The following is a 23,299-nucleotide window of genomic DNA, read 5'->3' as shown; positions in this document are numbered from 1 at the left end:
AATCGGCGGCTGCGGAACACCATGGATGCGACACCGGTGGCGGCGACAATGAGGACCGAGATCTCGCCGATCGTGTCCCAGGCGCGGATATCGACGAGGAGGACGTTGACTGCGTTGGAGCCGTGCCCGAACTCGTATGCGGCGTCGCCGAGGCGGAGTTGCAGCGGCTTGGTCGAGCGCGCGGCCGCAGCGAACAGGCCGACGAACACCAACATCACGCCGAACGCGATGCCGATCAACGCCCGCCCGACTCGGAATCCGCCCTCGTGACGGGGTGCGGCCTCGCTCGGCAGTTTGCGCATCACCAGGACGAAGACGACGAGGGTGACGCTCTCCACCAGGAACTGCGTCAACGCCAGGTCAGGGGCACCATACATCGCGAACAGCGCACCGCACCCGTAGCCAGTGAGCCCGAGGATGAGGACGCTCGCCAGGCGGTTGCGCAGCATTGTCGTTGCAAGTGCCGCGGCGATCATCAAGACGCCGACGACGAGCTGCTCGGGTGTGTCGAATCCGCGGACCGAGAGCGCACTCCGGTTGCCGAGCCCCAGTGCGATCAACGGGAGGAGGACTGCGGTCGACAGGATGACGCCCTGGGTGATCGGGAGCGAACCGCGCTGCGTGTTCCGAGTGACCCACAGCGACACCGAGTCGGCCGTCCGCAGCGTGGCGTCGTACACGCGGTCGGCGTTGAGCGGCGGCGGGTTCTTGAACACCCGGGCGCGCCGTGCCCGCAGCACCACGAACAGGCAGGCGCCGCCGACGACCACGATGATCGAGAACACCACCGGGAGTCCGAATCCGTGCCAGAGCGCCAGATGTTCCACGGGGTGCCCGAAGTCGGGAAGGCTCTGCGCGTACGGCTCGAACAGGTCGCCGATCTGGTGCGCGAGGAACGAGGAGAGGACGCCGAGGACGGCGAGAATCGCGGGCGGCACGAGGAATGCGACGTTCGGCGGGTGCAGGGTGGCGACTGCGCGAGTGGGGAGGCGTCGGACCTTGCGGCCGAATGCGCCCCACAAGAATCGGGAGGTGTACGCGAACGTGATGATCGAGCCGACCAGCAGGACGACATCGACGAAATGCGCGACGTTGGGATTCAGCGCCCCGGTGTCCCACAGGGTTCCGAATGCGGTCTCCTTGCCGACGAAACCGATCGTGAACGGCAGCCCCGCCATACTGGCGCCTGCGACCGCCGCGATGGTGGCGAGGACGGGAAGCCGGTGACCCAGACGTGCGAGGAGACGGATGTCGCGGGTACCGGTCGCGTGGTCGATGATGCCAACCACCATGAACAGACAGGCCTTGAACATGGCGTGGGCGACGACCATCGACAGTCCGGCCATCGCGACCCCGGCGTCACCGACGCCGACGAGGACCATCATGAATCCGAGTTGGGACACGGTGCCGAACGCGAGGATCAGCTTCAGGTCGCGTTCGCGCAGTGAACGCCACCCGCCGAGCACCATCGTGAGCGCGCCGAGACCGAGAACGAGGACCTGCCAGCTCACGAGTCCGGCGAACGCGGGAGCGAGCCGGGCGACGAGGTAGATGCCTGCCTTCACCATCGCCGCGGCGTGCAGGTACGCGCTGACCGGGGTCGGCGCGGCCATCGCGCCGGGCAGCCAGAAGTGGAAGGGAACGATCGCCGACTTCGACAGGGCGCCGATGAGCACGAGGACCACGGCGACACTGATGTACACACCGCCGCCGGGTGGGTCGGCGATGAGGTCACTGAGCAGGTAACTGCCGGTTCGTTCGCCGAGCATGATGATGCCTACGAGCATCGCGAGGCCGCCGAACGTGGTGACCAGGAGCGCCTGGGTCGCGGCACGGCGGGACGTCGCACGGACCATGTTGAAGCCGACGAGCATGAACGAAAGGACCGTCGTCGCTTCCCAGAACACGTAGAGCACCAGCATGTTGTCGCTGACGACGAGACCGAACATGGCTCCGGCGAAGGCGACTATCTCGCCGCCGAACGTCGCGACACGACGCCGCATGATGTCGAAGTAGTTCGCGCAGTAGAGCAGGACGAGGGAGCCGACGCCGAGGATGAGGACCGACAGAATCGCCGACAGCGTGTCGAAACGCACGTCGATGTCCATCTGCAGGCTCGGCACCCAGGTGAACGTCTCGGTCTGGGGTTCGGCGTCCGAATCCGGCCAGTTGACGATCACCCAGACGAGGGCGGCCGCAGGCATCGCCGCCAGGATGTAGAAGCCGCGAGTACCGCAGGATTTCATGATCGGAGGTGACACGAGCGCGCCGACGGCCAGCGCGATCATCACAACGATCAAAAGGGCACTCCGTCGTATTCAGGGGTGGGCGGGGTGTCGGAACAAGTGTTCTGCCGAGGTCTACTCTACCGTTTCGGACATGAAGGCTTTGTTTCGCGTCTGTGCAATCCTCGTCATAGCGCTCATCGGCGGGCTTGTGGTGACCGCGTGCGGGAGTGACGAGTCGGATCGGTCCGGCCAGTCATTGCCCGCAGACTTCCCGTCCGACGACGTCCCATTGGTCGAGGGGGCGGTCCTGTCGGCGTCGGGTGAAGGCGACTCGTGGCGGGTGACGATCCAGGGCAGCGCCGCCGACGGTAATCCGCTCGCCAACGCGACCAAACTCCTGGAAGACAACGGCTTCGAGGAGTCCAGCCGTGCGGGAGACACCGCGAATCAGACGGTGCTGTTGTCCAAGTCGGTCGACCCGGGGACGCTGTGGGTTCGTGTCGGCGTCTCCGCCGACGCGGCCGGTGGCGGATCGACCGCGTTCTACGAAGTCACCCGGACCGAGTGACCTCGCCCGACTAAGGAATCCGCTCAGCTCTGGCGGCGCTGTGCGTACGCCTCGAGTTCGGCCACCTGCTTGGGGTCGAGAGACGGGCGGACGGCGCTGCGAGCCGTCGCCACGTCATCGACGGTGACGGTTGCCGCCTCGATGTCGCGTCGCATCGCCGCGAGTGCCGCCTCACGGAGCAGTGCGGAACAGTCCGCTGCCGAATATCCGTCGAGGTCGGCAGCTAGTTCGTCGAGGTCGACGCCGTCCAGCGGCACATCGCGCGAGGACGCCCGGAGGATGTCGGCGCGTGCCGCGGCGTCGGGCGGCGGAACGAAGACGAGGCGTTCGAGTCGGCCCGGACGTAACAGTGCGGGGTCGATCAGGTCGGGGCGATTGGTCGCGCCGAGCACGACGATATCCGACAACGGCTCGGCCCCATCGAGTTCGGTGAGCAGCGCTGCGACCACACGATCGGCGACCCCGGAGTCGGTGGAGCCGCCGCGGCGGGGAGCGAGGGCGTCGACCTCGTCGAGGAAGATCAGCGACGGAGCAGACTCGCGGGCCCGGGTGAACAGATCGCGGACGGCGCGTTCGGACGAACCGACCCACTTGTCGAGGAGTTCGGCGCCCTTCACGGTGTGCACCGACATCCGGCCAGACGCGGCGAGCGCCCGGACCAGGAACGTCTTCCCGCACCCGGGTGGTCCGTACAGCAAAACTCCGCGCGGCGGCTGCACACCGAGTCGGGCGAAGGTGTCCGGATGCTGCAGCGGCCACAGAACCGCCTCGGTGAGCGCTTGACGGGTCTGCACCATGTCGCCGACGTCGTCGAGGGTGATCGAGCCGAGTGCGACGTCCGGTGACGAGCTTCGCGACGTGGGGCTGACCACGGTGAGGGCTTCGGTGAGATCGGCGGTGCGCAACGCGGGTTCGTTGCTGTCGGCGGCGGCGGCGCGCGCCGCCGCGCGCAGCGCGGCGTCGCGGACTACCGCGGCCAGGTCGGCGGCCACGAAACCCGGGGTGTGAACGGCGATGTCGTCGAGGTCGAGGTGGCCGTCGGAGGGTACGTCGGTGAGGATCGCGGCGAGCAGGGCAGCGCGAAGAGTCGCGTCGGGCAGCCCGATCGACATCGAGCGGTCGCACAGTTCGGGGGAGCGTAGTCGCGGATCGATCGCGCCCGGGTCGGCGCTGGTGGCGACGAGGACGAGTTCGCCGGTCGCGATCGCGTCCCGCAGATCGTCGAGGATCAGCGTCGACACGGGGTCGGCGGTCGCCGGGACCAGCGCGTCGATCTCGGGGATGAGGAGAACGCCGGGGCCCTGGGCGCGCAGCCGGGCGATCGCATCGGCGACGGCGGCCCGTCGGCCGTCGGGGGCGAGTGCACCGGTCGTCGGACCGTCCAACTCCACGAGTGCTCGTCCGGCGCACACCGCGCGGACGAGGGTCGTCTTACCGACCCCGGCGGGCCCGGTCATCAGGACGCCCAGCCGCGGCTGCGCCCCCAACGACCGGAGGATGTCGGGGGTGTCGAGCGTGACGGTCAACCATTCGGTGAGACGGCCGATCTGCGTGTCGACGCCGACGAGGTCGGAGACCGGGCGGGCCGGGTGCTCCGGCTCCGGAACGGTGGGACGGGCCGGTGCCGGGGCGGCGTCACCCACTCCGCTCGCACTCGTTCCACCCGCCCAGAGCGTGGCGGTCCCGGTCTGCACGCTCACCGGCCCCTCGGGTTCGGTCGCGGTGACGGTGAGCAGTTCGTTGGTCCACGTGATGCCGAGTGTGTTGGCCAGCGATCGGGTCGCGGGACTCGCCGACAGTTCGGGGCCGAGGTCGCGCGGGAGCAGGGCCACGGTGTCGCCGACGGTCAGGATCTTGCCGAGCAGAGCGCGGCGCAGCGTCGCCTCGGTGACCGCGGACATCGCGACCGACGATCCGCTCACCGTGACACGTGACGCGCCGTGCACGACCGCCGGTCCGACGACGACCTGCGTGTTCTCGCGGACGCCGAGGTTCGTGAAAGTGATGTCGTCGAGCAGGAGGACCCCGGGTGGGACGTCGTCGCCTGCCCGAGCGACCACCGCCGTCATGGTCCTGGCGCCGGTCAGGCCGATCGCGTCCCATTCGGTCAAGGAGAGCGCGGCCAGCACTTCCGCGTGCACCCGCACCAGACCACGCCGCGAATCGGCCGCCGACGTGTTCACTCGAGCGGTCAGGGACAGCGATGGCCGTGTCACGGGGTCACGCGTCACTGCGGTCAGTCCTCCGGGTCGTAGGGGGCGGGGATCTGATTCTCGTGGGCGACCGGGCGGCGTAGGCCGAGGCGGGCCGCCGACGGCTTCCGCGGGATCGTGCGTCGCCGCACGCCGTTCGGGCCGCGTCGTTCGCCCCGTCGTTCGTCACGGCGTTGGATGCGGCGGTCGCGGGGCGCAGCGTCCCAATGATCAGGGTGCGAGGCAGCCCACCGCTGCATCCGCCAGGCGAACGGGATGTGCGCGAGGTAGGCCACCACTACCACCATCATCAAGATGTACGGGAACGTCATCAGGAGGGCGGCAGCGGCAGCGACCACGATGAGCAGTCCGGCCAGTGCGCTCGGCCGCACTCGCGCCGACTTGAACGACAGCGTCGGGCACCGGCTCACGGCGAGGATCGAGACGAAGACCATCCACGCGCCGACGGCCGCCGTCGACGTCCACCAGCCGTCGCCGAAGTGCTGCATGACGCCGACCGGCAGCAATGCGGTCAACGCGGCGATCGGTGCCGGGACGCCGACGAAGAAGTCCTTCGTGTACCCGGGGGCGGCGTCGTCGTCGAGCAGGGTGTTGAAGCGAGCCAGCCGTAGAACGATCGCCGCGCAGTAGATGAGGACTAGCACCCAACCGAGGTCCTCGCCCGCGCCCTCCTGGCCGCGCAGAACCGTCGAGTACACGATGAGGGCGGGCGCGACGCCGAAGTTGACGGCGTCGGCCAGCGAATCGATCTCGGCGCCGATCTTGGTGGTCGCTCCCATGAGGCGGGCGACGCGACCGTCGAGTCCGTCGAGGACGGCTGCGATGACGAGGAGCCCGAGCGCGAGGTCGACGCTTCCCGAGTCCGCGGATCGGACCGCGGTGAGGCCTGCGCAGAGTGCGAGGATCGTGAGTGCCGACGGCAAGAACATGCGGCCGTCGCGCAGTGAACGGCGGTGACTGTTCTCCGCGCGCGAGCTCCGTCCCGCGACGCGCAGCCTACGGCGGGGCGTGCCGTCCCGGCGGAGTCTGCGGGGACGGCGTTGAGTCGACGCGCCGGGCATCAGGTCAGGTCCGCGAGTACGGTCTCGGCACCGACCGCCCGTTGGCCGACCGCTACCTTGGGCACACTGCCCGCGGGCAGGTAGACGTCGACGCGGGACCCGAAGCGGATGAGGCCGTAGGTGTCGCCGAGTGCCAGTTCGTCGCCGACCGATGCGTCGTTGACGATGCGGCGGGCCAGCAGTCCGGCGATCTGGACGACGCCGACCTGCGGTCCGGTCCCGTCCGGCCCGGTCGCGATGGTCATCGACGTCCGCTCGTTCGCGGTGCTCGCCTCGGGTAGATCGGCCGACAGGAACTCGCCGGGCTTGTGCTCGATCGAGACGACTCGCCCGGCGACCGGGACGCGCTGAACGTGGACGTCGAATATCGACAGGAAGATGCACACCCGCGGCAGCGGCCTGCCGCCGAGACCCAGTTCGGGATGCGGGACGGCCTTGTCGACCAGGGCGACAGCACCGTCGGCCGGGGCGACGACGAGGCCTGCCCCGATTGGCGGCACCCGCGAGGGATGCCGGAAGAACAGGGCCGACGCGGCCGCAGCCGTCGCCGCCGACCGGGCGAGCCACGGATGCCTGCGCCCGAGGACCGCGATCGCGGCAGGCGCGGCGACGAACGGCAGTCCCCGTCGGTGGACGGGCGGGACCGTGGCGTTGAACAGGTCGATCAGGTGCGCCACACCTGTGCGATCGTCGGGTTGAGCGGGGCGTCGTGCCACCGAGAGTCTCCTCACGTCTGGCTCCGGCAGCGGATCGTCCGTGAGCGCTTTGCGTTGAGGCAAGTCTAGAGGTCGTCGCCCACCGAACCGCGTCGCCCTGGCGATCGAGGGTGCGTCCTACGCGCCTTCGGCCGCCCGCTTCACCTTGCCGAGCGTTTCGCGGATGCCCGCCCGGAGCTCGTCCTCGAAGGAGTCGTTCCCACCGAACACCTTGTCGACGAGGAACGCCGACACCGCGGTGGTCTTACCGCCTGCGGCCGTCCGCGACTCGGTGACACGCGATCCGGTCTCGGTCGGGGTGATCCGGTACGACCACACCGTGTGGTTCTCAGCGATGCGGAAAGCGATCTCCCGGTTCGGCTCGAAGGCGACCACTTTGGCAGTCGTCGGCCAGACGAGGGGGCCGCGGCGGTTCACGTTGATCGTGCGGGCGCCCTGCTTCACTTCGCCGCCGAAGACGACCACCATTTTCTTGCACTGCGGGCTCCACTCGCCCATCCGCTTCAGGTCGCTGATGACCGACCAGACGGCTTCGGGCGATGCGGTGACGTCGATAGAGTCCTCGATGAGGGGTGCAGCCACGGGATGTCCTTCCAACGGTTGTATTGCCCGTCACAATAGACCAGCGGCCAGTTTGCTGTGACGGCCGGTTACAACGCGGCAGCGACGAAGAGCCCGATCGCCACGAACACCACCGCATTGAGCCAGGCGGCGCGCGAGTAGCCGCCCTCTGACTCGTCGAGCAGCACGGACCCGAGCTTCCCAGGGGTGAGCCAGTCGATGAGGACGAACGAGAACATCATCAGCGCGATGGTCGCGACGCCGTAGCCGAGCGTGAACAAGACGCCCTTCCACAGCTCGAATTCGGTCGACGCGTCGATTCCGGCCGCGAGTGCGATCGCCAGGCCTGCCGACTGGGCGACCGACAGGACGACGGCCGATCGGTTCTGCTCCACCCACACCTTGGTGCGCAGGCTGCCGGGCGTCACCAGGTCGAGTGCGGCGAATCCCACGATGAGCAACGCCACCGACAGCAGGCCGTACGACGTGACGTCGGCGATGTCGCTGCGGAAGATCTCCAACGGTTCCATGCGGTTCTCCTATGTCCAGCAGCGACTGTAGCGCTCAGCCGACGGTGACCATCTCCCAGTCGGCCACCGACCCGGACAGCCGAGTGAGATGGGCGGCGGCGTCGCCCAACGTGTGCGAGATCGCGGTGAGACGGCTGACGTAGTGGCCGACCGGGTATTCAGCGGTCATGCCGATGCCGCCGTGCATCTGCACCGCTTCCTGGCCGACGTGGCGGCCGCTCCGGTCGACCTGCAGCCGGGCGCGCGACGCGGTGATCGGGTCGTAGTCGCCGTCGGCGAGCGACGCGGTGAAGTACGTGCTCATGCTGCGGGCGAGTTCGGCCGAGACGAACATGTCGGCGGCCCGGTGCGACAGCGCCTGGAACGTGGCGAGGGGGACCCCGAACTGCTTGCGTGACTTCAGATAATCGGTTGTCATGTCCAGCGCGCGGGTCATGGCGCCAACGGCTTCGGCGCACAGCGCCGACTGGGTGGCGACCTCGACGTCGGCGATCGCCTGAGCCGCACCGGCCCCCGCCGCGCCGCCGTCGAGGCGGATGCCCGGGGTGCCGGACAGTTCGAGTTGGGCGCCGCGTCGTCGATCGTGGGTGCGGTAGGCGGTACGCGTCAGTCCGTCCGCGTCGGCGGCGATCAGGTACAGCGCGATCGTGTCGTCGGGCTCGCGTGCGGAGACCACGAACGTGTCGGCGCAGTCGCCGTGGTCGACGAGCGTCTTGGTCCCGGTCAGCGCGCCGTCGGCAGCGGTCGTGGCCACCGCGGTGTGCGGCCACCGATCGCCCGGTTCGGTGTGGGCGAACGCCAGCATCCGTTCACCGGACGACAGGCCCGCGATGATCTCGGCGCGGGTGGCGTCGTCTGCGGTGCGGGCCACGAGCAAGCCGGGCACGATCACAGACCCCAGGAGGGGCTCGGGAGCCAGGCTCGCACCGAGTTCCTCCATGACGACCGAGAGTTCTTCGGGGCCTGCGCCCATGCCGCCGTCGGCCTCGTCGAAGACGAGGCCGAGGATGCCGATCTCGGCGAGCGAGCGCCACACCTCGCGGCTCCACCCGAGGTCGGTGTCGGTCACCTCGCGTAGCTTCTCGACGTCGTACGTGGAGGTCAGGACGTCGCGCACGGTGTCGCGCAGCATCACCTGTTCTTCGGACAGATCGAATTCCATGAGGTTCCTAAAGTTCTGTTGTCGGGGCACCGCAGTTGTCGAGGCCTACAGGCCGAGGACGGCCTTGTCGATGATCTGGCGCTGGACTTCCGAGGAGCCGCCGTAGATCGTGACCTTGCGGTAGTTGAGATAGTTGGGCACGGTGAGCTGGGCCCATTCCGGGGACAGCACATCGGCAGTGCCGTTGGCAGCCTCGGCGTCGAGGCTTGCGACAGGCAGGGAGTCCGGTCCGGCGATGTCGGCGAGCAGTTCCATCGCATCTTGCTGCAGTTGGGAGCCGCGCAGCTTCAGCAGGGAGGATGCCGGGTTCTGTTTGCCGTCTGCCGAGCCTGCGACCACCCGCAGTTGGGTGATCTCCAGGGCGAGCAACTGGTTCTCGAGGTCGGCCAGACGGGTGGCGATGGCCGGATCGTCGAGCAGTGTTCCGGTCGGGGTCGTGATCTCGGCGGCGAGTTTCTTGGCCCGCGCCAATTTGGTCTTCGTGTAGCCGACGCGGGCGATGCCGGACCGTTCGTTGCCGAGCAGGAACTTGGCGATCGTCCAGCCCTGGTTCTCCTCGCCGACGAGGTTCCGGGCGGGGACGCGGACGTCGCTGAAGAAGACCTCGTTCACCTCGTGTCCGCCGTCGATCAACTGGATCGGCCGCATCTCGATGCCGGGGGTGTCGAGGTCGATGAGCAGGAAGCTGATTCCTGCCTGCTTCTTCACGTCGGGATCGGTGCGGACCAGCATGAAGATCCAGTCGGCGTACTGACCGAGGGTCGTCCACGTCTTCTGACCGTTGACAATGAAGTCATCGCCGTCGCGGACGGCTCGCGTCTTGAGCGAGGCGAGGTCGCTGCCCGCTTCGGGCTCGGAGAATCCCTGGCACCACCACAGGTCGAGGTTGCGGGTGGCGGGGAGGAACTTCTCCTTCTGCTCGTCGTTGCCGAAGTGCGCGATGACGGGTCCGACCATGCCGGCGTTGAACGGCAGCAGGTCGGGCACGAAGTTGAGTGCCATCTCCTCGCGCCAGATGTGATGCTGCACCGGCGTCCAGTCCTGTCCGCCCGCTTCGACGGGCCACGCGGGTACGGCGATGCCGCGTTTGTTGAGGATCTGGGTGGTGGTGACGACGTCGTCGGGGTGGATCGTCTTGCCTTCGGCGTTGCGCCGTCGGATGTCTTCGGGGATCTCGGTGGTGAAGAATTCGCGGAGCTCGGCCCGGAACGCTTCCTCTTCGGGTGTGAAACGAAGGTGCATGCCCTAATTCCTACTCCGAAGTAGTTCGTCGTGCCGCTCATCGGCACAAGGAAGTATGGTCGTGATCCATGAAACACGTGCACGCATTCGGTGACGATGCCCTCGGAGACCTGGATGCGCTCGGAGTGGCGGCACGGATCGCGTCCGGCGAGGTCAGTGCTGCGCAGGTGCTCGATGCGACCCTTTCGCGCCTCGACCGAGTGGAGCCGATGCTGTCCGCCGTCGCATTCGACGATCGCGGGCGCGCGCTCGCCCGCGCGGCAGGTGAATTCACCGGCGTCTTCGCCGGCGTTCCGTCGGCCGTCAAGAACAACACAGACCTCGCGGGTGTGCCGACCCGCAATGGGTCGGCGGCCACCGCCGACCTGCCTGCCACGTCCGACGAAGCATTCGCCGCCGAGTTCCTCGGGTCGGGCTTCAACGTGATCGGAGCGACGACGACGCCTGCATTCGGGTTGACCGCGACAACCGAGTTCGTTGATCGCGAGCCGACGCGCAACCCGTGGGACACCGACTTCTCATCGGGCGGTTCCTCGGGCGGAGCAGCGGCGCTCGTCGCGTCTGGAGTGCTGCCGATCGCACACGGCAACGACGGCGGCGGGTCGATCCGGATTCCGGCTGCCGCATGCGGTCTGTTCGGCTTCAAGCCGTCACGCGGGCGGACCGCGCCCGCGGCGATGGCGGCGAGCCTGCCGATCGACCTCGTGTCGAACGGTGTGCTGACCAGGTCGGTGCGCGACAGCGCCGCGTTCCTGGCAGACGTCGAGTCCCGTCGTGACATCGGGAGTCTGCAGCCGGTCGGTCGCGTCGAAGGGCCGGGGAGTCGGCGGCTGCGGGTGGCCATGGTCAACGCGCCGATCACGGGGCGCCTGCTGGACGGGCCGACGGACCGCGCGTTGAACGACGCCGTAGACCTGCTGGAGTCGCTGGGGCATCGGGTCGAGACCGTCCCTCTCCCGGTCGATCGGTCGTTCGTCGACGACTTCTCCGACTACTGGGCGATGATGGCGTTCGGCATTGACCGCTTCGGCAGCAGGACGGTGGGGAAGGGCTTCGACAGATCGCAGCTGGACCCGTTCTCGAAGGGCTTGTCCAGCAGGTTCTTTCGTCGTTTCTATCGTCTGCCGCTCGCGATTCGTGGGCTCAACAAGGCGACCGCCGCATTCCGCGGCCTGTGCGATCGGTTCGACGTCGTCCTGTCTCCGACGCTCGCGCATACGACGCCCGAGATCGGGCACCTGTCTCCGAGTGGCGAATTCGACGAGATCTTCGACAGATTGATCAGCTACGTGTCCTTCACGCCTGCGAACAACGTGAGCGGCACACCAGCCGTGTCGATCCCGTTCGGTGTCGCGCCCGACGGTCTGCCGGTCGCCATCCACTTCTCCGCCGACATCGGCGATGAGCGGACGCTGTTGGAACTCTCGTACGAACTCGAAGCCGCCCGCCCCTTCGTCCGCATCCAGGACGCGTAGCGCAGATCCTCGCCGCCGCTCCGTGGCACAACTGACACGTATACGGCGCACGACGGCCGATTCGCGGGTCGAGCGTCCATATGCGTGTCAGTTGTGCCTGGGCTCCGTCGCGGGCAGGCCGCGGAGGAGTACGTCGAGGAACACATCGAACCGCGGGGCGGCGGTGCCGAGGTCGTAGTCGGCGTGTGCGCTGCCGATCCAGGTGACGACAGTCAGCCCGAACACGTACCAGCTTTGCTCGGCCATCTCGGGTGACGCTCCACCCGCGCGGAAAGCGTGCAGGACCTGGCTGCGAAGCTTTCCGAACGATTCCGGATTGTGTCGGTGTGGCGCGGCGACGTGCTCCGCGTAGCCGGGAACCGCGAGGAACTCGTCGTGCATCCGCCATGCCAGGGCGCGTAGCCAGTCTCGCCACGTCTGCTCGGTCGGCTCGTCCGTCGGCAGGATCCGGTCGACCATCACCGTGCTGACCAGATCGAACAGCCCGTCTTTGTCGGAGACCCAGCGGTACAGCGCAGAATGCGACACCCCGAGCGAGGCCGCGAGATCCCGCATCGTCAGAGTGCGCAGGTCTGACTTCACGGCTGCGGCGACGATCGCCTCGCGACTGAGCCGAGCGGGGCGTCCCGGAGACGGTGTCGAATCGCGCACCTGTCAGAGACTACTTGCCGACATTTGGGAAGAGACTCGCCAACTCATTAGTGACCAATGGTAACTAATGAGTTAGGCTCACCTATGTTCATTAATGGGAGGAGTTGCTCGATGTGGATCGTCCTCATTCTCGGCACAGCCGCCGCTATACTCGGTCGCCGTCTCGAACTCAGCCGTGACGACCGCGCCTTGAGCGAACGCGCCGTGCGCATCGCGACGGTCACGCTCGTCCTCGCCGCGCTGAGCGTCGCGGTCGCGCAGACGATCGTCGTCTCGGTTCTCGGAGCGTTCGCCTCCGCACTCGGCACCGACACGGTCGGAGCCACCTGGCTGCTGACGGTGTTCATGCTCGCGTCCGCTGTCGCCACACCGATCGGTGGGCGTCTGGGAGACCTCATCGGTCACCGATCGGTGATCATCACTGGGCTGGTCCTTCTGATCGTCGGCAGTGCGATAGCGGCGGTCAGCGTGCAGCACCACGCATATGCGGGCACCGTTGCCGGTCGTGTCGTCCAGGGGCTCGCCGGAGGAGTGTTTCCGTGCGCGTTCGGGTATGCGCGCCAATCACTTCCGGCTCATCAGGTCGCACGCCTCGTGCCGGTTCTCAGTGCGGTGTTCGGTGTGGGCGGGGCAATCGGGATGGTCGTCGCCGGGCCGCTCGTCGACGTCGCCGGGCTGTCGTCCGTGTTCTGGGCTGTTGCAGTCCTGGCGATGGTCGCCGCGCTGGGTGCCACCGTGATTCCCGCGGTCAAGGTGACACGTGAAGGCTCGGTCGACCTGCCGGGCGCGGTCGCGCTCGCGGGACTGCTCGTCGCACTGCTCATGGTGATCAGCCAGGGAAACGCATGGGGGTGGACGTCGGTCCGGACGCTGGGCTTGGTGGTCGCCCTCGTCGCATGCGGTGCGGTGTTCACGCTCGTGGAACGGCGCGCTGCCGCGCCGTTGATCGATCTTCGGCTCCTCGCGGGACGACGGTTCGTCGCGCTCAACGTCGCGACGACCGTGATCGGTGTCGGGCTCTTCGCAGCGGTCGCGCTCGTGCCGTTGCTCGCACAGTCGTCGCCGGATCTGGGATACGGCTTCGGGTTCGGCCCGACCGGTACCGGTCTGCTGATCGTGCCGATGGCCGTGTGCATGGTGATCGCTGGGCCGGTCGCGGCGTGGTCTGCCGGCCGCTTCGGTGCGCGGGCGGTGCTCCAGTCCGGTGCCGGACTCGCCGCTGTCGGTTTGGCATCACTCGGTGTGCTGCACTCGAATCCTGCGAGCGTCGCTGTCGGCGGCGCGGTCCTGGGCATCGCATACGGGCTGGCATTCGGCGGCCTCGGAACCCTGGTGGTCACTGCCAGCCCCGCCGACCAGACCGGAGTGGCTACTGGCATCAACACGATTCTCCGCACTGTCGGCGGGGCGGTCGGCGCGGTCGTCGCGTCGTCCATCGTTGCGGCTACTGCCGCGGCGCCGTCGAGTACGCCGACGGATTCCGGCTATGTGTGGGCGTTCTGCACGGGTGCGATCATGGCCGGGTGCGCCGGTCTGATCGCGATCGCGATACCCGGACGGCGATGAGAACTCATGCGTGCAGATCTTTACCCGTGGGTGGTAAAGAACTGCACGCATCGTCGCCGAGTGCCGCCGACGCTTCTTCGGGTGCGCTTCCCGTCAGTGCGCGAGAGCGCCTTCGGCTCCGACGCCGGTCAGCGACCGGACCTCCATCTCGGCGTTCTTGGCCGCCTGGCCGCGCTCACGTGAGGTAAGCGTTCCGACGGCACCGAGGACGAACGCGAGCGGGATCGAGACGATGCCCGGATTCTCCAGCGGGAAGTAGGAGATGTCGATGCTCGAGATCATCGCCTTCGAACTGCCGGTGACGGCGGGGGAGAAGACGATCAACACGATGCACGAGATCAGACCGCCGTACATGCTCCACAGTGCGCCGCGCGTGTTGAAGCGACGCCAGTACAGCGAGTAGACGATCGTCGGCAGGTTGGCCGACGCCGCGACGGCGAACGCCAGGGCGACGAGGAACGCGATGTTCTGACCGTTGGCGAGAATGCCGAGGACGATGCTCACGATACCGAGGACCACGACGGTGATCCGTGAGACGCGCACCTGATCGGACTCGGATGCCTTGCCGCGCTTGATGACCGACGCATAGATGTCGTGAGCGAACGATGCGGACGCGGTGATCGCCAGACCGGCGACGACGGCGAGGATCGTCGCGAATGCGACAGCCGAGACGATGCCCAGCAGGACGGTTCCGCCGAGTTCGAGCGCCAGGAGCGGTGCCGCGGCGTTCTCGCCCCCGGCCGCTCCCAGGATGCGATCCGGGCCGACCAGGGCGGCGGCACCGTACCCGAGCACCAGGGTGAACAGGTAGAACGCGCCGATCAACGAGATCGCCCACACGACGGAACGGCGAGCCTCCTTGGCGGTGGGCACGGTGTAGAAGCGCATCAGCACATGCGGTAGGCCTGCGGTGCCGAGGACGAGCGCGAGCCCGAGGGAGAGGAAGTTGATCTTCGACTCAGTCGAGCCGCCGTACTTGGCTCCGGGTGCGAGCACGTCACGTGAGGCAACGGCCTCGTCGGCCGAGCCGGAGATCATCTGCTGTGCATCGCCGAGGAGATGGGAGATGTTGAAACCGAACTTGAACAAAACGATCGCCGTCATCACGACGGCGCCTGCGATCAGCAGGCACGCCTTGATGATCTGCACCCACGTGGTGCCCTTCATGCCGCCGATCAGGACGTACGCGATCATCAGCACGCCGACGACGGCGATGACGACGCCCTGGCCGGTCTTGTCGTGAATGTTCAACAGCAGTGCGACGAGTCCGCCCGCACCCGCCATCTGGGCGAGCAGATAGAACAGGGAGACGACCAGGGTCGACAGTGCGGCCGCCATCCGGACGGGTCGTTCCTTCAATCGGAAGCTCAGCACGTCGGCCATCGTGAACCGGCCCGTGTTGCGCAACAGCTCAGCCACCACCAGCAGGGCGACGAGCCACGCGACGAGGAAGCCGATCGAGTAGAGGAAGCCGTCGTAGCCGTAGACGGCGATCGCTCCGGCGATGCCGAGGAAGCTGGCGGCCGACAGGTAGTCGCCCGCGATGGCGATGCCGTTCTGCGGTCCGGAGAAGCCGCCGCCCGCGGTGAAGAACTCTGACGCCGACGCGTTCTTCCGGCTGGCGCGAATCACCACGAACATGGTGACCGCGACGAACGCGATGAAGATCGAGATGTTGATGGTGGTGTTGCCGACGGCTTCGGGTTCGGCGGCGAGAAGGCTGGTGGTCATCGGATCTCCTCCGCGGTGTCCGCGTATACGCCGTTGGCGAAGTTCTGCCGGATCTGTTCGGCGGTCGGGTCGAGGTCACGCCCCGAGAACTTGACGTACGCTGCGGTGATCGCGAACGTCGTCACGAACTGGAGCAGGCCAAGGATGAGTCCGAGGTTGATGTTTCCCCACACCTCGGTCGCCATGAAGTCGTGCGCGAACGCACCGAGCAGGACGTAGACGGCGTACCAGACGAGGAAGAACACGGACATCGGGACGATGAACCGGAGGAGGGTGCGTCGGAGATCGGTGAATTCGGGGCTCGCCTGCGCGATCAGGAATTCTTCGGGCGTCGGTTGCGGCCGCTCGGTTGGCGGTGGCGCCTGTTCGGACACAGATCACTCCTTCACGTGTGAGTCGACTGCGCGTGAGAGTCGATAGGGATTCGTATGCGAGAAGAATGAAGGAGATTCACATCACATGGGATACCGATTGTGATCGGAGCGACGAGGTTCGTGTGCTGTGCGGTGAACGGTTGTGCGGCGCCGATGAACGGTGAGCCGTCAGGGGGTCCGTTCGACGCCGAGGCCGAGTCGTTCGGGCACGTGCATCGCTGCGAAGACGCCTGCGACGCCCGGCGGTTGTGACGACCGGGTCGCGATGCTGACGACGACCATGACGATGAACGTGAGCGGCACCGTCACCGCGGCCGGGTAGTCGACGATCGCCGTCGGCCAGCCGCCTGCGAGAGAGTCGTCGACCACGTCGCCGACGACGAGGGCTACGGCCGCAGCCGAGGCGAATCCACCGACGACGAGCCCCGCGATCGCCCCGGCCGCGGTGAGGCCGCGCCACCAGATCCCCAGCAGAAGCAGCGGGCAGAAGGTTGACGCGGACACTGCGAACACCAGGCCGACCGACCGCGACAGGTCGAGCGTTCCCGCTCCCAACGCCAAACCGATCGGCACCAGCCCGCCGATCAGCGCGCAGATCCGGAAACTGCGGACACCGGCAGGCAGCAGATCGGTGGACATGACACCCGCGATGCTGACGAGCAGGCCCGACGACGCCGCAAGGAACGCGGCGATCGCTCCCGCGGCGACGAGGGCGCCGAGCAGCGTTCCCCAGATCCCGGACATCGCCGCAGTCGGTAGGAGTAGGACGGCGGCGTCGGTGTTGCCGGTCGTCAACACTTGCGGGGTCCAGACGCGAGCGAGGGCGCCGAGAATCGTCGGGAACAGGTAGAACACCGACAGTGCTGCAATCACGTTCAGTGCGGTGCGACGCGCGGCTCGCCCGTCGGGATTGGTGTAGAACCTGACCAGTACGTGGGGGAGGCCGACGGCGCCGAGGAACGTCGCGGCCATGAGTGAGAGCACTTGGTAGAGGGGATGGTCGCCGCCGAGCCCGCCGCCCGAGGTCGCCCACTGGGCTCCGGTCTGGGGCGCGTCGGAGACCACGGGGGTCGCGGAGCCCTTCGCCAAGGTCACCGTCGACCCGCGGTCGACGGTGACGGTTCCGGCCTCGGCCGGACGGCCGTCGATGCGTACCCCGGTCGGATCGGCGACGGTCACCGACACCGTCCGGTCGACGCTAACGGTGGTCGCGACCTCGACGTGGGGCCCAAGCGGGTCGCCGAGGTTCTCGTCGTGATGGACGAACAGGACGGCGAGCGCGAGGGCGGGCACGGCGACTGCAGTCAGTTTCAGCCAGTACTGGACGGCCTGCGCGAATGTCACCGATCGCATACCGCCCCCGACGACATTGGCGACGACGAGCAACCCGATCACGACCACACCGATCCACGGCGGCAGGCCGAGGAGGATGTTCAGGGTGAGTCCGGCTCCCTGCAGCTGTGGGACCAGGTACAGCACGCAGATGCCGACGACGACGATCATCGTCGCCTTGCGTGCGCTCGTGGACGCGAGGCGGAACTCGGCGAAGTCGGGGACCGTGTACGCGCCCGACCTGCGCAGCGGGGCGGACACGAACAGAAGCAGCGCCAGATACCCGGCGGTGAAGCCGATCGGGTACCAGAGGGCGTCGGCACCGTATTTGGCGACGAGGCCCGCGACGCCGAGGAACGACGCCGCCGACAGGTACTCGCCTGCGATCGCGGCGGCGTTCCACCCCGAACCGATGCTCCGGGACGCGACCAGCAGATCCGATGTCGAGTGGGCGCCCCGTCCGGCGTAGGCGCCCGTCGCGAGGGTGCCGATGGCGGCCGCGAGAACGGCGATCACGGTCAGGAGGGTGGCGTGATCGCTCATACTTCCCGGCCCTGCTCGGACGATCCTTCCGTTGATCGAGCGGAGTCGAGATCGTCGTCAGTGAGTCGGATGAAGTCACGTTCGGCCTGCTCGGCGAGTCGGATGTAGACGCGTCCGGCCAGGTACAGCAGCGGGTACGGGACGAGCCCGAGAACGATCCAGTTGAGACGGATCCCGAATACGGTCGACGACGCGAACGGGTCGACGGTGGCTCCGAGGATCGGCACGGCGACGAGGATCAGCACCACCGCCAGTCCGAGGCGAAGCGCGAGGCCCAGTTGGGCGCGGACGAGGCCGCGGACGAGGTGCTCGCCGACGCCGCTCTGCTGCGCTACCTGCACGCGGGTGCGGACGACGCGCGCGCCGCGACGTTGCGACAGGACGACACGTTCGCGTTGAGGATGGTCGGGCACGTCAGCTCTCCGAACTCGCCGGAGGGCCGCTGCGGATGGTCCGCATCGGGTCGCGGACCAGCCGATCCTTGAGTTCGCGGACCTGACGTCGACTCACCGGCAGTTCGACGGCCTGCGACGCGCCGTTGGCCCTCACTCGGACCATGGTCGCCGCGCCTGCGGATCGCAGTCCGACCACCATCGGCAGATTCACCAGGTAACTCCGGTGCACTCGCACGAAACCTGCGGTCCTCCAACGGGATTCGAGCGTCGACAGGGTGACCCGCACCAGATGAGCCCCGGTGTCGGTGTGTAGTCGTGCGTAGTCGCCGACCGCCTCGACCCAGGAGATCGTGTCCCGCCGGACAAGCGAGGTGACCCCGCCCGACTCGACCGGGATCACTTCGGCCGGCGGCGTCTCATCGGTGTCGCTGTCGTCGTCGGCACCGCCCGCCCCGTCGGGCCGCGGACCTCCGTGCGCGGATATCCGGTCGACGGACCGGGCCAACTGGTCCTCGCGCAAGGGTTTCAGAAGGTAGTCGACGGCTCCGACGTCGAACGCCTCCACAGCCCGGTCGTCGTGCGCGGTGACGAAGACGACCGCAGGCGGTGCCGCGTACTTGGCGAGTACCGCTGCCAACTCCATTCCGGACAGTCCCGGCATCGAGATGTCGAGGAACACTCCATCGACCGGTTGGTCGGCGAGTTCGCGCAACGCGGACGTGGCGTCCGACGCGGTGAGCACCCGGTCGACGGATCTGTTGCGGTTCAGCAGGAAAGCGAGTTCGTCGAGGGCGGGCGCCTCGTCGTCGACGGCGAGGACGATCAGTCCAGTCATCGTGTGCCCGTCCCCTTCGGTTTCTACTAGAAGTCGACCCGGATCAGGAGTCGGCCCGGATGCCTGCTGCGAACTTGGGGATCCGCATGCTCACCTTGGTGCCCGCGCCGACAGCCGTCTCGACTATCAGACCGTAGTCGTTGCCGAACGCCGACCGTAGGCGTTGGTCGACATTGGTCAGGCCGACGCGGGCGCCGTCCGTTTCGGCCGGGCCTGCTGGGTCGAGTGCGCCGATGGCCCCGGTTCGCAGGAGCTCGGGGTCCATCCCAGCCCCGTCGTCCTCGACGCTGAGCTCGCAGTCGGGGCCGACGTTGCGTGCGACGATCGAGACGGTGCCGGTCTTGCGACCGGCCATCCCGTGGCGGACGGCGTTCTCCACGAGTGGCTGCAACGCGAGGAACGGCAGCACGACGCCGAGTACTTCCGGGGCCACTTGCAGCTTGACGGTGAGTCCTTCACCGAAACGCGCGCGTTCGAGAGTGAGGTACCGGTCGATGTTGCGCAGTTCGTCGGCGAGCGGCGTGTATTCGCCCGCGGCGCGGAACGAGTAGCGGGTGAAGTCCGCGAAGTCGAGTATCAGTTCACGGGCGCGGTCGGGGTCGGTCCGCACGAACGACGCGATAGTGTTCAACGCGTTGTAGATGAAATGCGGGCTGATCTGGGCGCGCAGGGCCAGGACTTCGGCACGGTCGAGTCGCGCGCGGGACGCGTCGAGTTCAGCGAGTTGCAACTGGCTCGCGACGTACCGTGCTACCTCCGTGATGGTGCCGATCTTGCCGGGGCCAGGCGCGTCCCGGGTGGCGACGACGAGGACGCCTGCGCTGCTGTCGTCCGTCAGCAGCGGTGCGGCGATCAGTCGGCGGGCGAGTGCCGCGCTGCCGCCGGGCCCGTGCTGGACGCTGGGGTGCTGTTCGCGCACGGCGGTCGCCGCGAGGGCGGCGGCGGTCGTGGCGACCGGCGGCGTCCAGACGTCCTTGTCTCCGTCGCGCGCGAGGAGTTCGCAGTCCGGGCCGTAGAGGGCGACGCCTTCCGCCGACGTGAGGGTTCGCAGCGGGCCGATTGCCTCGGCCGCTGACTCCGCGGTCAGTCCGTCACGCAGCGGCCGGGCGGCGAGTGCCCCAGTGTGCAGGGTGTCGTGAACGGCGCGTTCGGCGGGCGTCGACACGACCTGTCGTGTGCGCAGTGCGATCACGATGAAAAGCGCCGCCAGCACCGTGCCCAGCGCTGTGATCGCGATCATTTCGCCCGACATGAGTGTTGACGGTAGTCGCTGGGGTGCGGTGCGCGCGGGAATGCGTCAAGTGAGCCGGGACGGCGTCCGCGCTCACTTCTTCTCCCAGGCGACTCCATCTCTGTCGCGGTCGAGATGGATGAGTGTTCTTCGCATAGGCGGGCGTGTTGACGACGTAGCCGCGGGCTGGCGTGGACTTGCCCTCGACGACGTCGCGTCCACCCGGGCGTGCGACGCCGTGTCGATACTTCTGGTTGAGGGCGGTGCAGTTCGCGTAGCGCTTGGCCGGGGCCGCCGCGGCCTCGGTCTGAGGGACGACGCAGACGATCGTCAGGGCGAAGGCTGCTGCTGTGCGGAGCCGGGTAATCACCGGAAGAACAGTAAGGACGGGTGACGGTCGGCGGCAGTCCCAAAACTAGGTGCTCCGATCGGCTCGCTCGACCTTGCACTCGCGATGCCCGAGTGCTAAAACGGAACCTGGCACTCACGACGTGTGAGTGCCAGGTCGGAACGGTGAGGCCGGTCACTAGACACCCCGGTCGTCCGTCGCGGGCATCGAGTTCGACCCTACGAAAACTTAGTGTCACCCCCTACCGGAGGATCACTTACCAATGGCAAAGCAGATTGCTTTCGACGAAGAGGCCCGTCGCGGACTCGAGCGCGGCTTGAATAGCCTGGCCGACGCCGTCAAGGTCACACTCGGACCCAAGGGACGCAACGTCGTCCTGGAGAAGAAGTGGGGCGCTCCCACGATCACCAACGATGGCGTGTCCATCGCCAAGGAGATCGAGCTGGAGGACCCGTACGAGAAGATCGGCGCAGAGCTGGTCAAGGAAGTCGCCAAGAAGACCGACGACGTCGCAGGCGACGGCACCACCACCGCTACCGTTCTGGCGCAGGCGCTGGTTCGCGAAGGCCTGCGCAACGTCGCGGCCGGCGCCAACCCGCTCGGCCTCAAGCGCGGCATCGAGACGGCCGTTGCGGCCGTCACCGAGTCGCTGCTGAACTCGGCCAAGGAGATCGACACTAAGGAGCAGATCGCTGCTACCGCCGGTATCTCCGCAGGCGACCCGGCCATCGGCGAGCTCATCGCCGAGGCGATGGACAAGGTCGGCAAGGAAGGCGTCATCACGGTCGAAGAGGCTCAGACCTTCGGTCTGCAGCTGGAGCTCACCGAGGGCATGCGCTTCGACAAGGGCTACATCTCGGGCTACTTCGTGACTGACGCGGACCGCCAGGAAGCCGTCCTCGAGGATCCGTACATCCTGCTGGTCTCGGGCAAGGTCTCGACCATCAAGGATCTCCTGCCCCTGCTGGAGAAGGTCATCCAGGCAGGCAAGCCGCTGCTGATCGTCGCCGAGGACGTCGAGGGCGAAGCCCTCTCGACTCTGGTCGTGAACAAGCTCAAGGGCACCTTCAAGTCCGTCGCCGTCAAGGCTCCGGGCTTCGGTGACCGCCGCAAGGCGATGCTCGCCGACATCGCCATCCTCACCGGTGGCGAGGTTATCAGCGAAGAGGTCGGCCTCTCGCTGGAGACCGCAGGCATCGAGCTGCTCGGTACCGCTCGCAAGGTTGTGGTCACCAAGGACGAGACCACTATCGTCGACGGCGCGGGCGACAACGAGGCCATCGCAGGCCGCGTTGCTCAGATCCGTTCGGAGATCGAGAAGAGCGACAGCGACTACGACCGCGAGAAGCTGCAGGAGCGTCTGGCCAAGCTGGCCGGCGGCGTTGCAGTCATCAAGGCGGGCGCTGCCACCGAGGTGGAGCTCAAGGAGCGCAAGCACCGTATCGAGGACGCAGTCCGTAACGCGAAGGCCGCCGTCGAAGAGGGCATCGTCGCAGGCGGTGGCGTGGCTCTGCTCCAGTCGGAGTCGGCCATCAACGGTCTGTCGCTCGAGGGCGACGAGGCGACCGGCGCCAGCATCGTGCGCGTCGCACTCGAGGCTCCGGCCAAGCAGATCGCGATCAACGCAGGCCTCGAGCCGGGCGTCGTGGCCGACAAGGTCCGCAACTCGCCGATCGGAACCGGTCTGAACGCTGCGACCAACGGCTACGAGGATCTCCTCGCTGCAGGCATCAACGACCCGGTGAAGGTCACCCGCTCGGCGCTGCAGAACGCAGCCTCGATCGCGGCTCTGTTCCTCACCACCGAGGCCGTCGTCGCCGACAAGCCCGAGAAGAACGCTGCACCGGCCATGCCGGGCGGCGACGAGATGGGCGGCATGGGCTTCTGATCTGACGATCAGCGGTTCACGCAGAACTCAACACCGAAGGCCGGTCACCCGCAGGGTGGCCGGCCTTCGGCGTGCTTCGGGGCGCCTTCGCGTCGCTAGTCTGTCGATCGATCAAGTTGCGTCTGTTGGTTCGAATGTGTGACACCAGTCCTGTGACTTGTCTCGAATCCGACGTTACAGTCTCGTTATCGTAACGGAACGGTCCGTTAATCCTGGTCAGCCTCCCGCATACTCGTAAGTTTCTATTCGCCATCCGACATCGGATGGTGTCAGATCGAGTTCACAGAGTGGAGGTGAATCGTCCGTGGGCAGTACCACGATCACCGATATAGTCACGTTCTTTTTCGGGACGCTCGGAGACATCTGGAACTTCTTCGTCTGAGCAGCGTGCTGACAGTCGGAGGTCTCCCTACCGCAAGCAGTCCCTTTACCCAAGACGGAGGAAAAGATGGGAAGCATCAGCAATGGCATCGACATGATTAGCCAGCTTGTGCAGTTGTTCCTGGCGATCGCGCCAGGGCTCCTCACCGGGTCATTGTGATCTGAACAATCGTGGTGCGACCGTACGGGAAACCGGCGCACCACCAATTCGGGTAAGAGGAAAAACTAAAAATAGAGGAGTTGTGTTGTTTGGGGGGCCCCGGGGGG

The 23,299-nt window shown here is 67.2% G+C and carries 19 protein-coding genes; 4 read left to right on the top strand and 15 right to left on the bottom strand.

Translation table 11 applies throughout. The features are described 5' to 3' along the window. The coding region (locus tag ACTIMF_RS06520; RefSeq protein WP_442349474.1) for a Na+/H+ antiporter subunit A at positions 1-2,300 on the bottom strand (2,300 nt) is incomplete at its 3' end. A gap of 79 nt (positions 2,301-2,379) precedes the next feature. Here ACTIMF_RS06520 and ACTIMF_RS06515 point away from each other — a divergent pair. Next, complete coding sequence (locus tag ACTIMF_RS06515) at positions 2,380-2,796, top strand: hypothetical protein (protein WP_442349473.1); 417 nt, start codon at positions 2,380-2,382, stop codon at positions 2,794-2,796. A 23-nt stretch (positions 2,797-2,819) separates the two neighbouring features. Here the strand turns inward: ACTIMF_RS06515 and ACTIMF_RS06510 are convergent, their stop codons facing one another. The 7 genes from ACTIMF_RS06510 to ACTIMF_RS06480 all read right to left on the bottom strand — a co-directional run bounded on the left by ACTIMF_RS06510 (position 2,820) and on the right by ACTIMF_RS06480 (position 10,281). Then, complete coding sequence (locus ACTIMF_RS06510; protein ID WP_442349472.1) at positions 2,820-5,027, bottom strand: AAA family ATPase; 2,208 nt, start codon at positions 5,025-5,027, stop codon at positions 2,820-2,822. A 5-nt stretch (positions 5,028-5,032) separates the two neighbouring features. Continuing rightward, on the bottom strand, positions 5,033-5,938 hold the full coding sequence (locus ACTIMF_RS06505) for a CDP-alcohol phosphatidyltransferase family protein (protein ID WP_442349471.1): 906 nt from the start codon (positions 5,936-5,938) through the stop codon (positions 5,033-5,035). Between the two features lie 131 nt (positions 5,939-6,069). Continuing rightward, complete coding sequence (locus ACTIMF_RS06500) at positions 6,070-6,786, bottom strand: phosphatidylserine decarboxylase (protein WP_442349470.1); 717 nt, start codon at positions 6,784-6,786, stop codon at positions 6,070-6,072. Between the two features lie 117 nt (positions 6,787-6,903). After that, complete coding sequence (locus tag ACTIMF_RS06495; RefSeq protein ID WP_442349469.1) at positions 6,904-7,368, bottom strand: SRPBCC family protein; 465 nt, start codon at positions 7,366-7,368, stop codon at positions 6,904-6,906. A 68-nt stretch (positions 7,369-7,436) separates the two neighbouring features. After that, positions 7,437-7,877, bottom strand: coding sequence for a DUF350 domain-containing protein (locus tag ACTIMF_RS06490; RefSeq protein ID WP_442349468.1), 441 nt, complete (start codon positions 7,875-7,877; stop codon positions 7,437-7,439). A gap of 34 nt (positions 7,878-7,911) precedes the next feature. Further along, positions 7,912-9,039, bottom strand: coding sequence for an acyl-CoA dehydrogenase family protein (locus ACTIMF_RS06485; RefSeq protein WP_442349467.1), 1,128 nt, complete (start codon positions 9,037-9,039; stop codon positions 7,912-7,914). Between the two features lie 45 nt (positions 9,040-9,084). After that, positions 9,085-10,281, bottom strand: a complete 1,197-nt coding sequence (locus tag ACTIMF_RS06480) for an acyl-CoA dehydrogenase family protein (RefSeq protein WP_442349466.1) — start codon at positions 10,279-10,281, stop codon at positions 9,085-9,087. Between the two features lie 68 nt (positions 10,282-10,349). On the opposite strand from ACTIMF_RS06480, the gene ACTIMF_RS06475 reads away from it, so the two are divergent. Beyond that, positions 10,350-11,756, top strand: a complete 1,407-nt coding sequence (locus ACTIMF_RS06475) for an amidase (protein ID WP_442349465.1) — start codon at positions 10,350-10,352, stop codon at positions 11,754-11,756. 87 nt (positions 11,757-11,843) lie between these two features. Here ACTIMF_RS06475 and ACTIMF_RS06470 read toward each other — a convergent pair whose 3' ends face one another. Continuing rightward, complete coding sequence (locus ACTIMF_RS06470; RefSeq protein ID WP_442349464.1) at positions 11,844-12,407, bottom strand: TetR/AcrR family transcriptional regulator; 564 nt, start codon at positions 12,405-12,407, stop codon at positions 11,844-11,846. 111 nt (positions 12,408-12,518) lie between these two features. Here ACTIMF_RS06470 and ACTIMF_RS06465 point away from each other — a divergent pair, with 111 nt between their 5' ends. After that, complete coding sequence (locus ACTIMF_RS06465; RefSeq protein WP_442349463.1) at positions 12,519-13,973, top strand: MFS transporter; 1,455 nt, start codon at positions 12,519-12,521, stop codon at positions 13,971-13,973. 93 nt (positions 13,974-14,066) lie between these two features. On the opposite strand, the gene ACTIMF_RS06460 is transcribed toward ACTIMF_RS06465, so the two are convergent. The 6 genes from ACTIMF_RS06460 to ACTIMF_RS06435 all read right to left on the bottom strand — a co-directional run bounded on the left by ACTIMF_RS06460 (position 14,067) and on the right by ACTIMF_RS06435 (position 20,435). Then, on the bottom strand, positions 14,067-15,704 hold the full coding sequence (locus ACTIMF_RS06460; protein ID WP_442349462.1) for a solute symporter family protein: 1,638 nt from the start codon (positions 15,702-15,704) through the stop codon (positions 14,067-14,069). After that, positions 15,701-16,078: a DUF485 domain-containing protein gene (locus tag ACTIMF_RS06455; protein ID WP_442349461.1), complete on the bottom strand. Its 378-nt coding sequence runs from the start codon at positions 16,076-16,078 to the stop codon at positions 15,701-15,703. Before ACTIMF_RS06455 ends, ACTIMF_RS06460 begins: the two co-directional genes overlap by 4 nt. Before the next feature lie 168 nt (positions 16,079-16,246). Beyond that, on the bottom strand, positions 16,247-17,953 hold the full coding sequence (locus ACTIMF_RS06450) for a sodium/solute symporter (RefSeq protein ID WP_442349460.1): 1,707 nt from the start codon (positions 17,951-17,953) through the stop codon (positions 16,247-16,249). Further along, complete coding sequence (locus ACTIMF_RS06445) at positions 17,950-18,366, bottom strand: hypothetical protein (RefSeq protein WP_442349459.1); 417 nt, start codon at positions 18,364-18,366, stop codon at positions 17,950-17,952. The genes ACTIMF_RS06450 and ACTIMF_RS06445 overlap by 4 nt, the downstream gene beginning before the upstream one ends. Position 18,367: 1 nt before the next feature. After that, positions 18,368-19,183 (bottom strand): LytR/AlgR family response regulator transcription factor, encoded by an 816-nt coding sequence (locus tag ACTIMF_RS06440; protein ID WP_442349458.1) that lies wholly within the window; start codon positions 19,181-19,183, stop codon positions 18,368-18,370. Positions 19,184-19,226: 43 nt separating this feature from the next. Next, positions 19,227-20,435, bottom strand: coding sequence for a sensor histidine kinase (locus tag ACTIMF_RS06435; RefSeq protein ID WP_442349457.1), 1,209 nt, complete (start codon positions 20,433-20,435; stop codon positions 19,227-19,229). A gap of 590 nt (positions 20,436-21,025) precedes the next feature. On the opposite strand from ACTIMF_RS06435, the gene groL reads away from it, so the two are divergent. Next, on the top strand, positions 21,026-22,651 hold the full coding sequence (groL, locus tag ACTIMF_RS06430) for a chaperonin GroEL (protein WP_442349456.1): 1,626 nt from the start codon (positions 21,026-21,028) through the stop codon (positions 22,649-22,651). Positions 22,652-23,299 lie beyond the last annotated feature (648 nt).

Origin of the sequence: Gordonia sp. (in: high G+C Gram-positive bacteria) (assembly GCF_052106715.1) — a bacterium.
Taxonomy (GTDB): domain Bacteria; phylum Actinomycetota; class Actinomycetes; order Mycobacteriales; family Mycobacteriaceae; genus Gordonia.
This window is presented reverse-complemented; position numbering and strand designations above follow the sequence as displayed.

Bases quoted from the DNA above. Each gene is read 5' to 3' on its own strand.
- ACTIMF_RS06440 (WP_442349458.1), bottom strand. From the start codon at position 19,183: ATGACTGGACTGATCGTCCTCGCCGTCGACGACGAGGCGCCCGCCCTC.
- ACTIMF_RS06475 (WP_442349465.1), top strand. From the start codon at position 10,350: ATGAAACACGTGCACGCATTCGGTGACGATGCCCTCGGAGACCTGGAT.
- ACTIMF_RS06485 (WP_442349467.1), bottom strand. From the start codon at position 9,039: ATGGAATTCGATCTGTCCGAAGAACAGGTGATGCTGCGCGACACCGTG.
- ACTIMF_RS06490 (WP_442349468.1), bottom strand. From the start codon at position 7,877: ATGGAACCGTTGGAGATCTTCCGCAGCGACATCGCCGACGTCACGTCG.
- ACTIMF_RS06480 (WP_442349466.1), bottom strand. From the start codon at position 10,281: ATGCACCTTCGTTTCACACCCGAAGAGGAAGCGTTCCGGGCCGAGCTC.
- ACTIMF_RS06450 (WP_442349460.1), bottom strand. From the start codon at position 17,953: ATGAGCGATCACGCCACCCTCCTGACCGTGATCGCCGTTCTCGCGGCC.
- ACTIMF_RS06465 (WP_442349463.1), top strand. From the start codon at position 12,519: ATGTGGATCGTCCTCATTCTCGGCACAGCCGCCGCTATACTCGGTCGC.
- ACTIMF_RS06515 (WP_442349473.1), top strand. From the start codon at position 2,380: ATGAAGGCTTTGTTTCGCGTCTGTGCAATCCTCGTCATAGCGCTCATC.
- ACTIMF_RS06435 (WP_442349457.1), bottom strand. From the start codon at position 20,435: ATGTCGGGCGAAATGATCGCGATCACAGCGCTGGGCACGGTGCTGGCG.
- ACTIMF_RS06460 (WP_442349462.1), bottom strand. From the start codon at position 15,704: ATGACCACCAGCCTTCTCGCCGCCGAACCCGAAGCCGTCGGCAACACC.
- ACTIMF_RS06505 (WP_442349471.1), bottom strand. From the start codon at position 5,938: ATGTTCTTGCCGTCGGCACTCACGATCCTCGCACTCTGCGCAGGCCTC.
- groL (WP_442349456.1), top strand. From the start codon at position 21,026: ATGGCAAAGCAGATTGCTTTCGACGAAGAGGCCCGTCGCGGACTCGAG.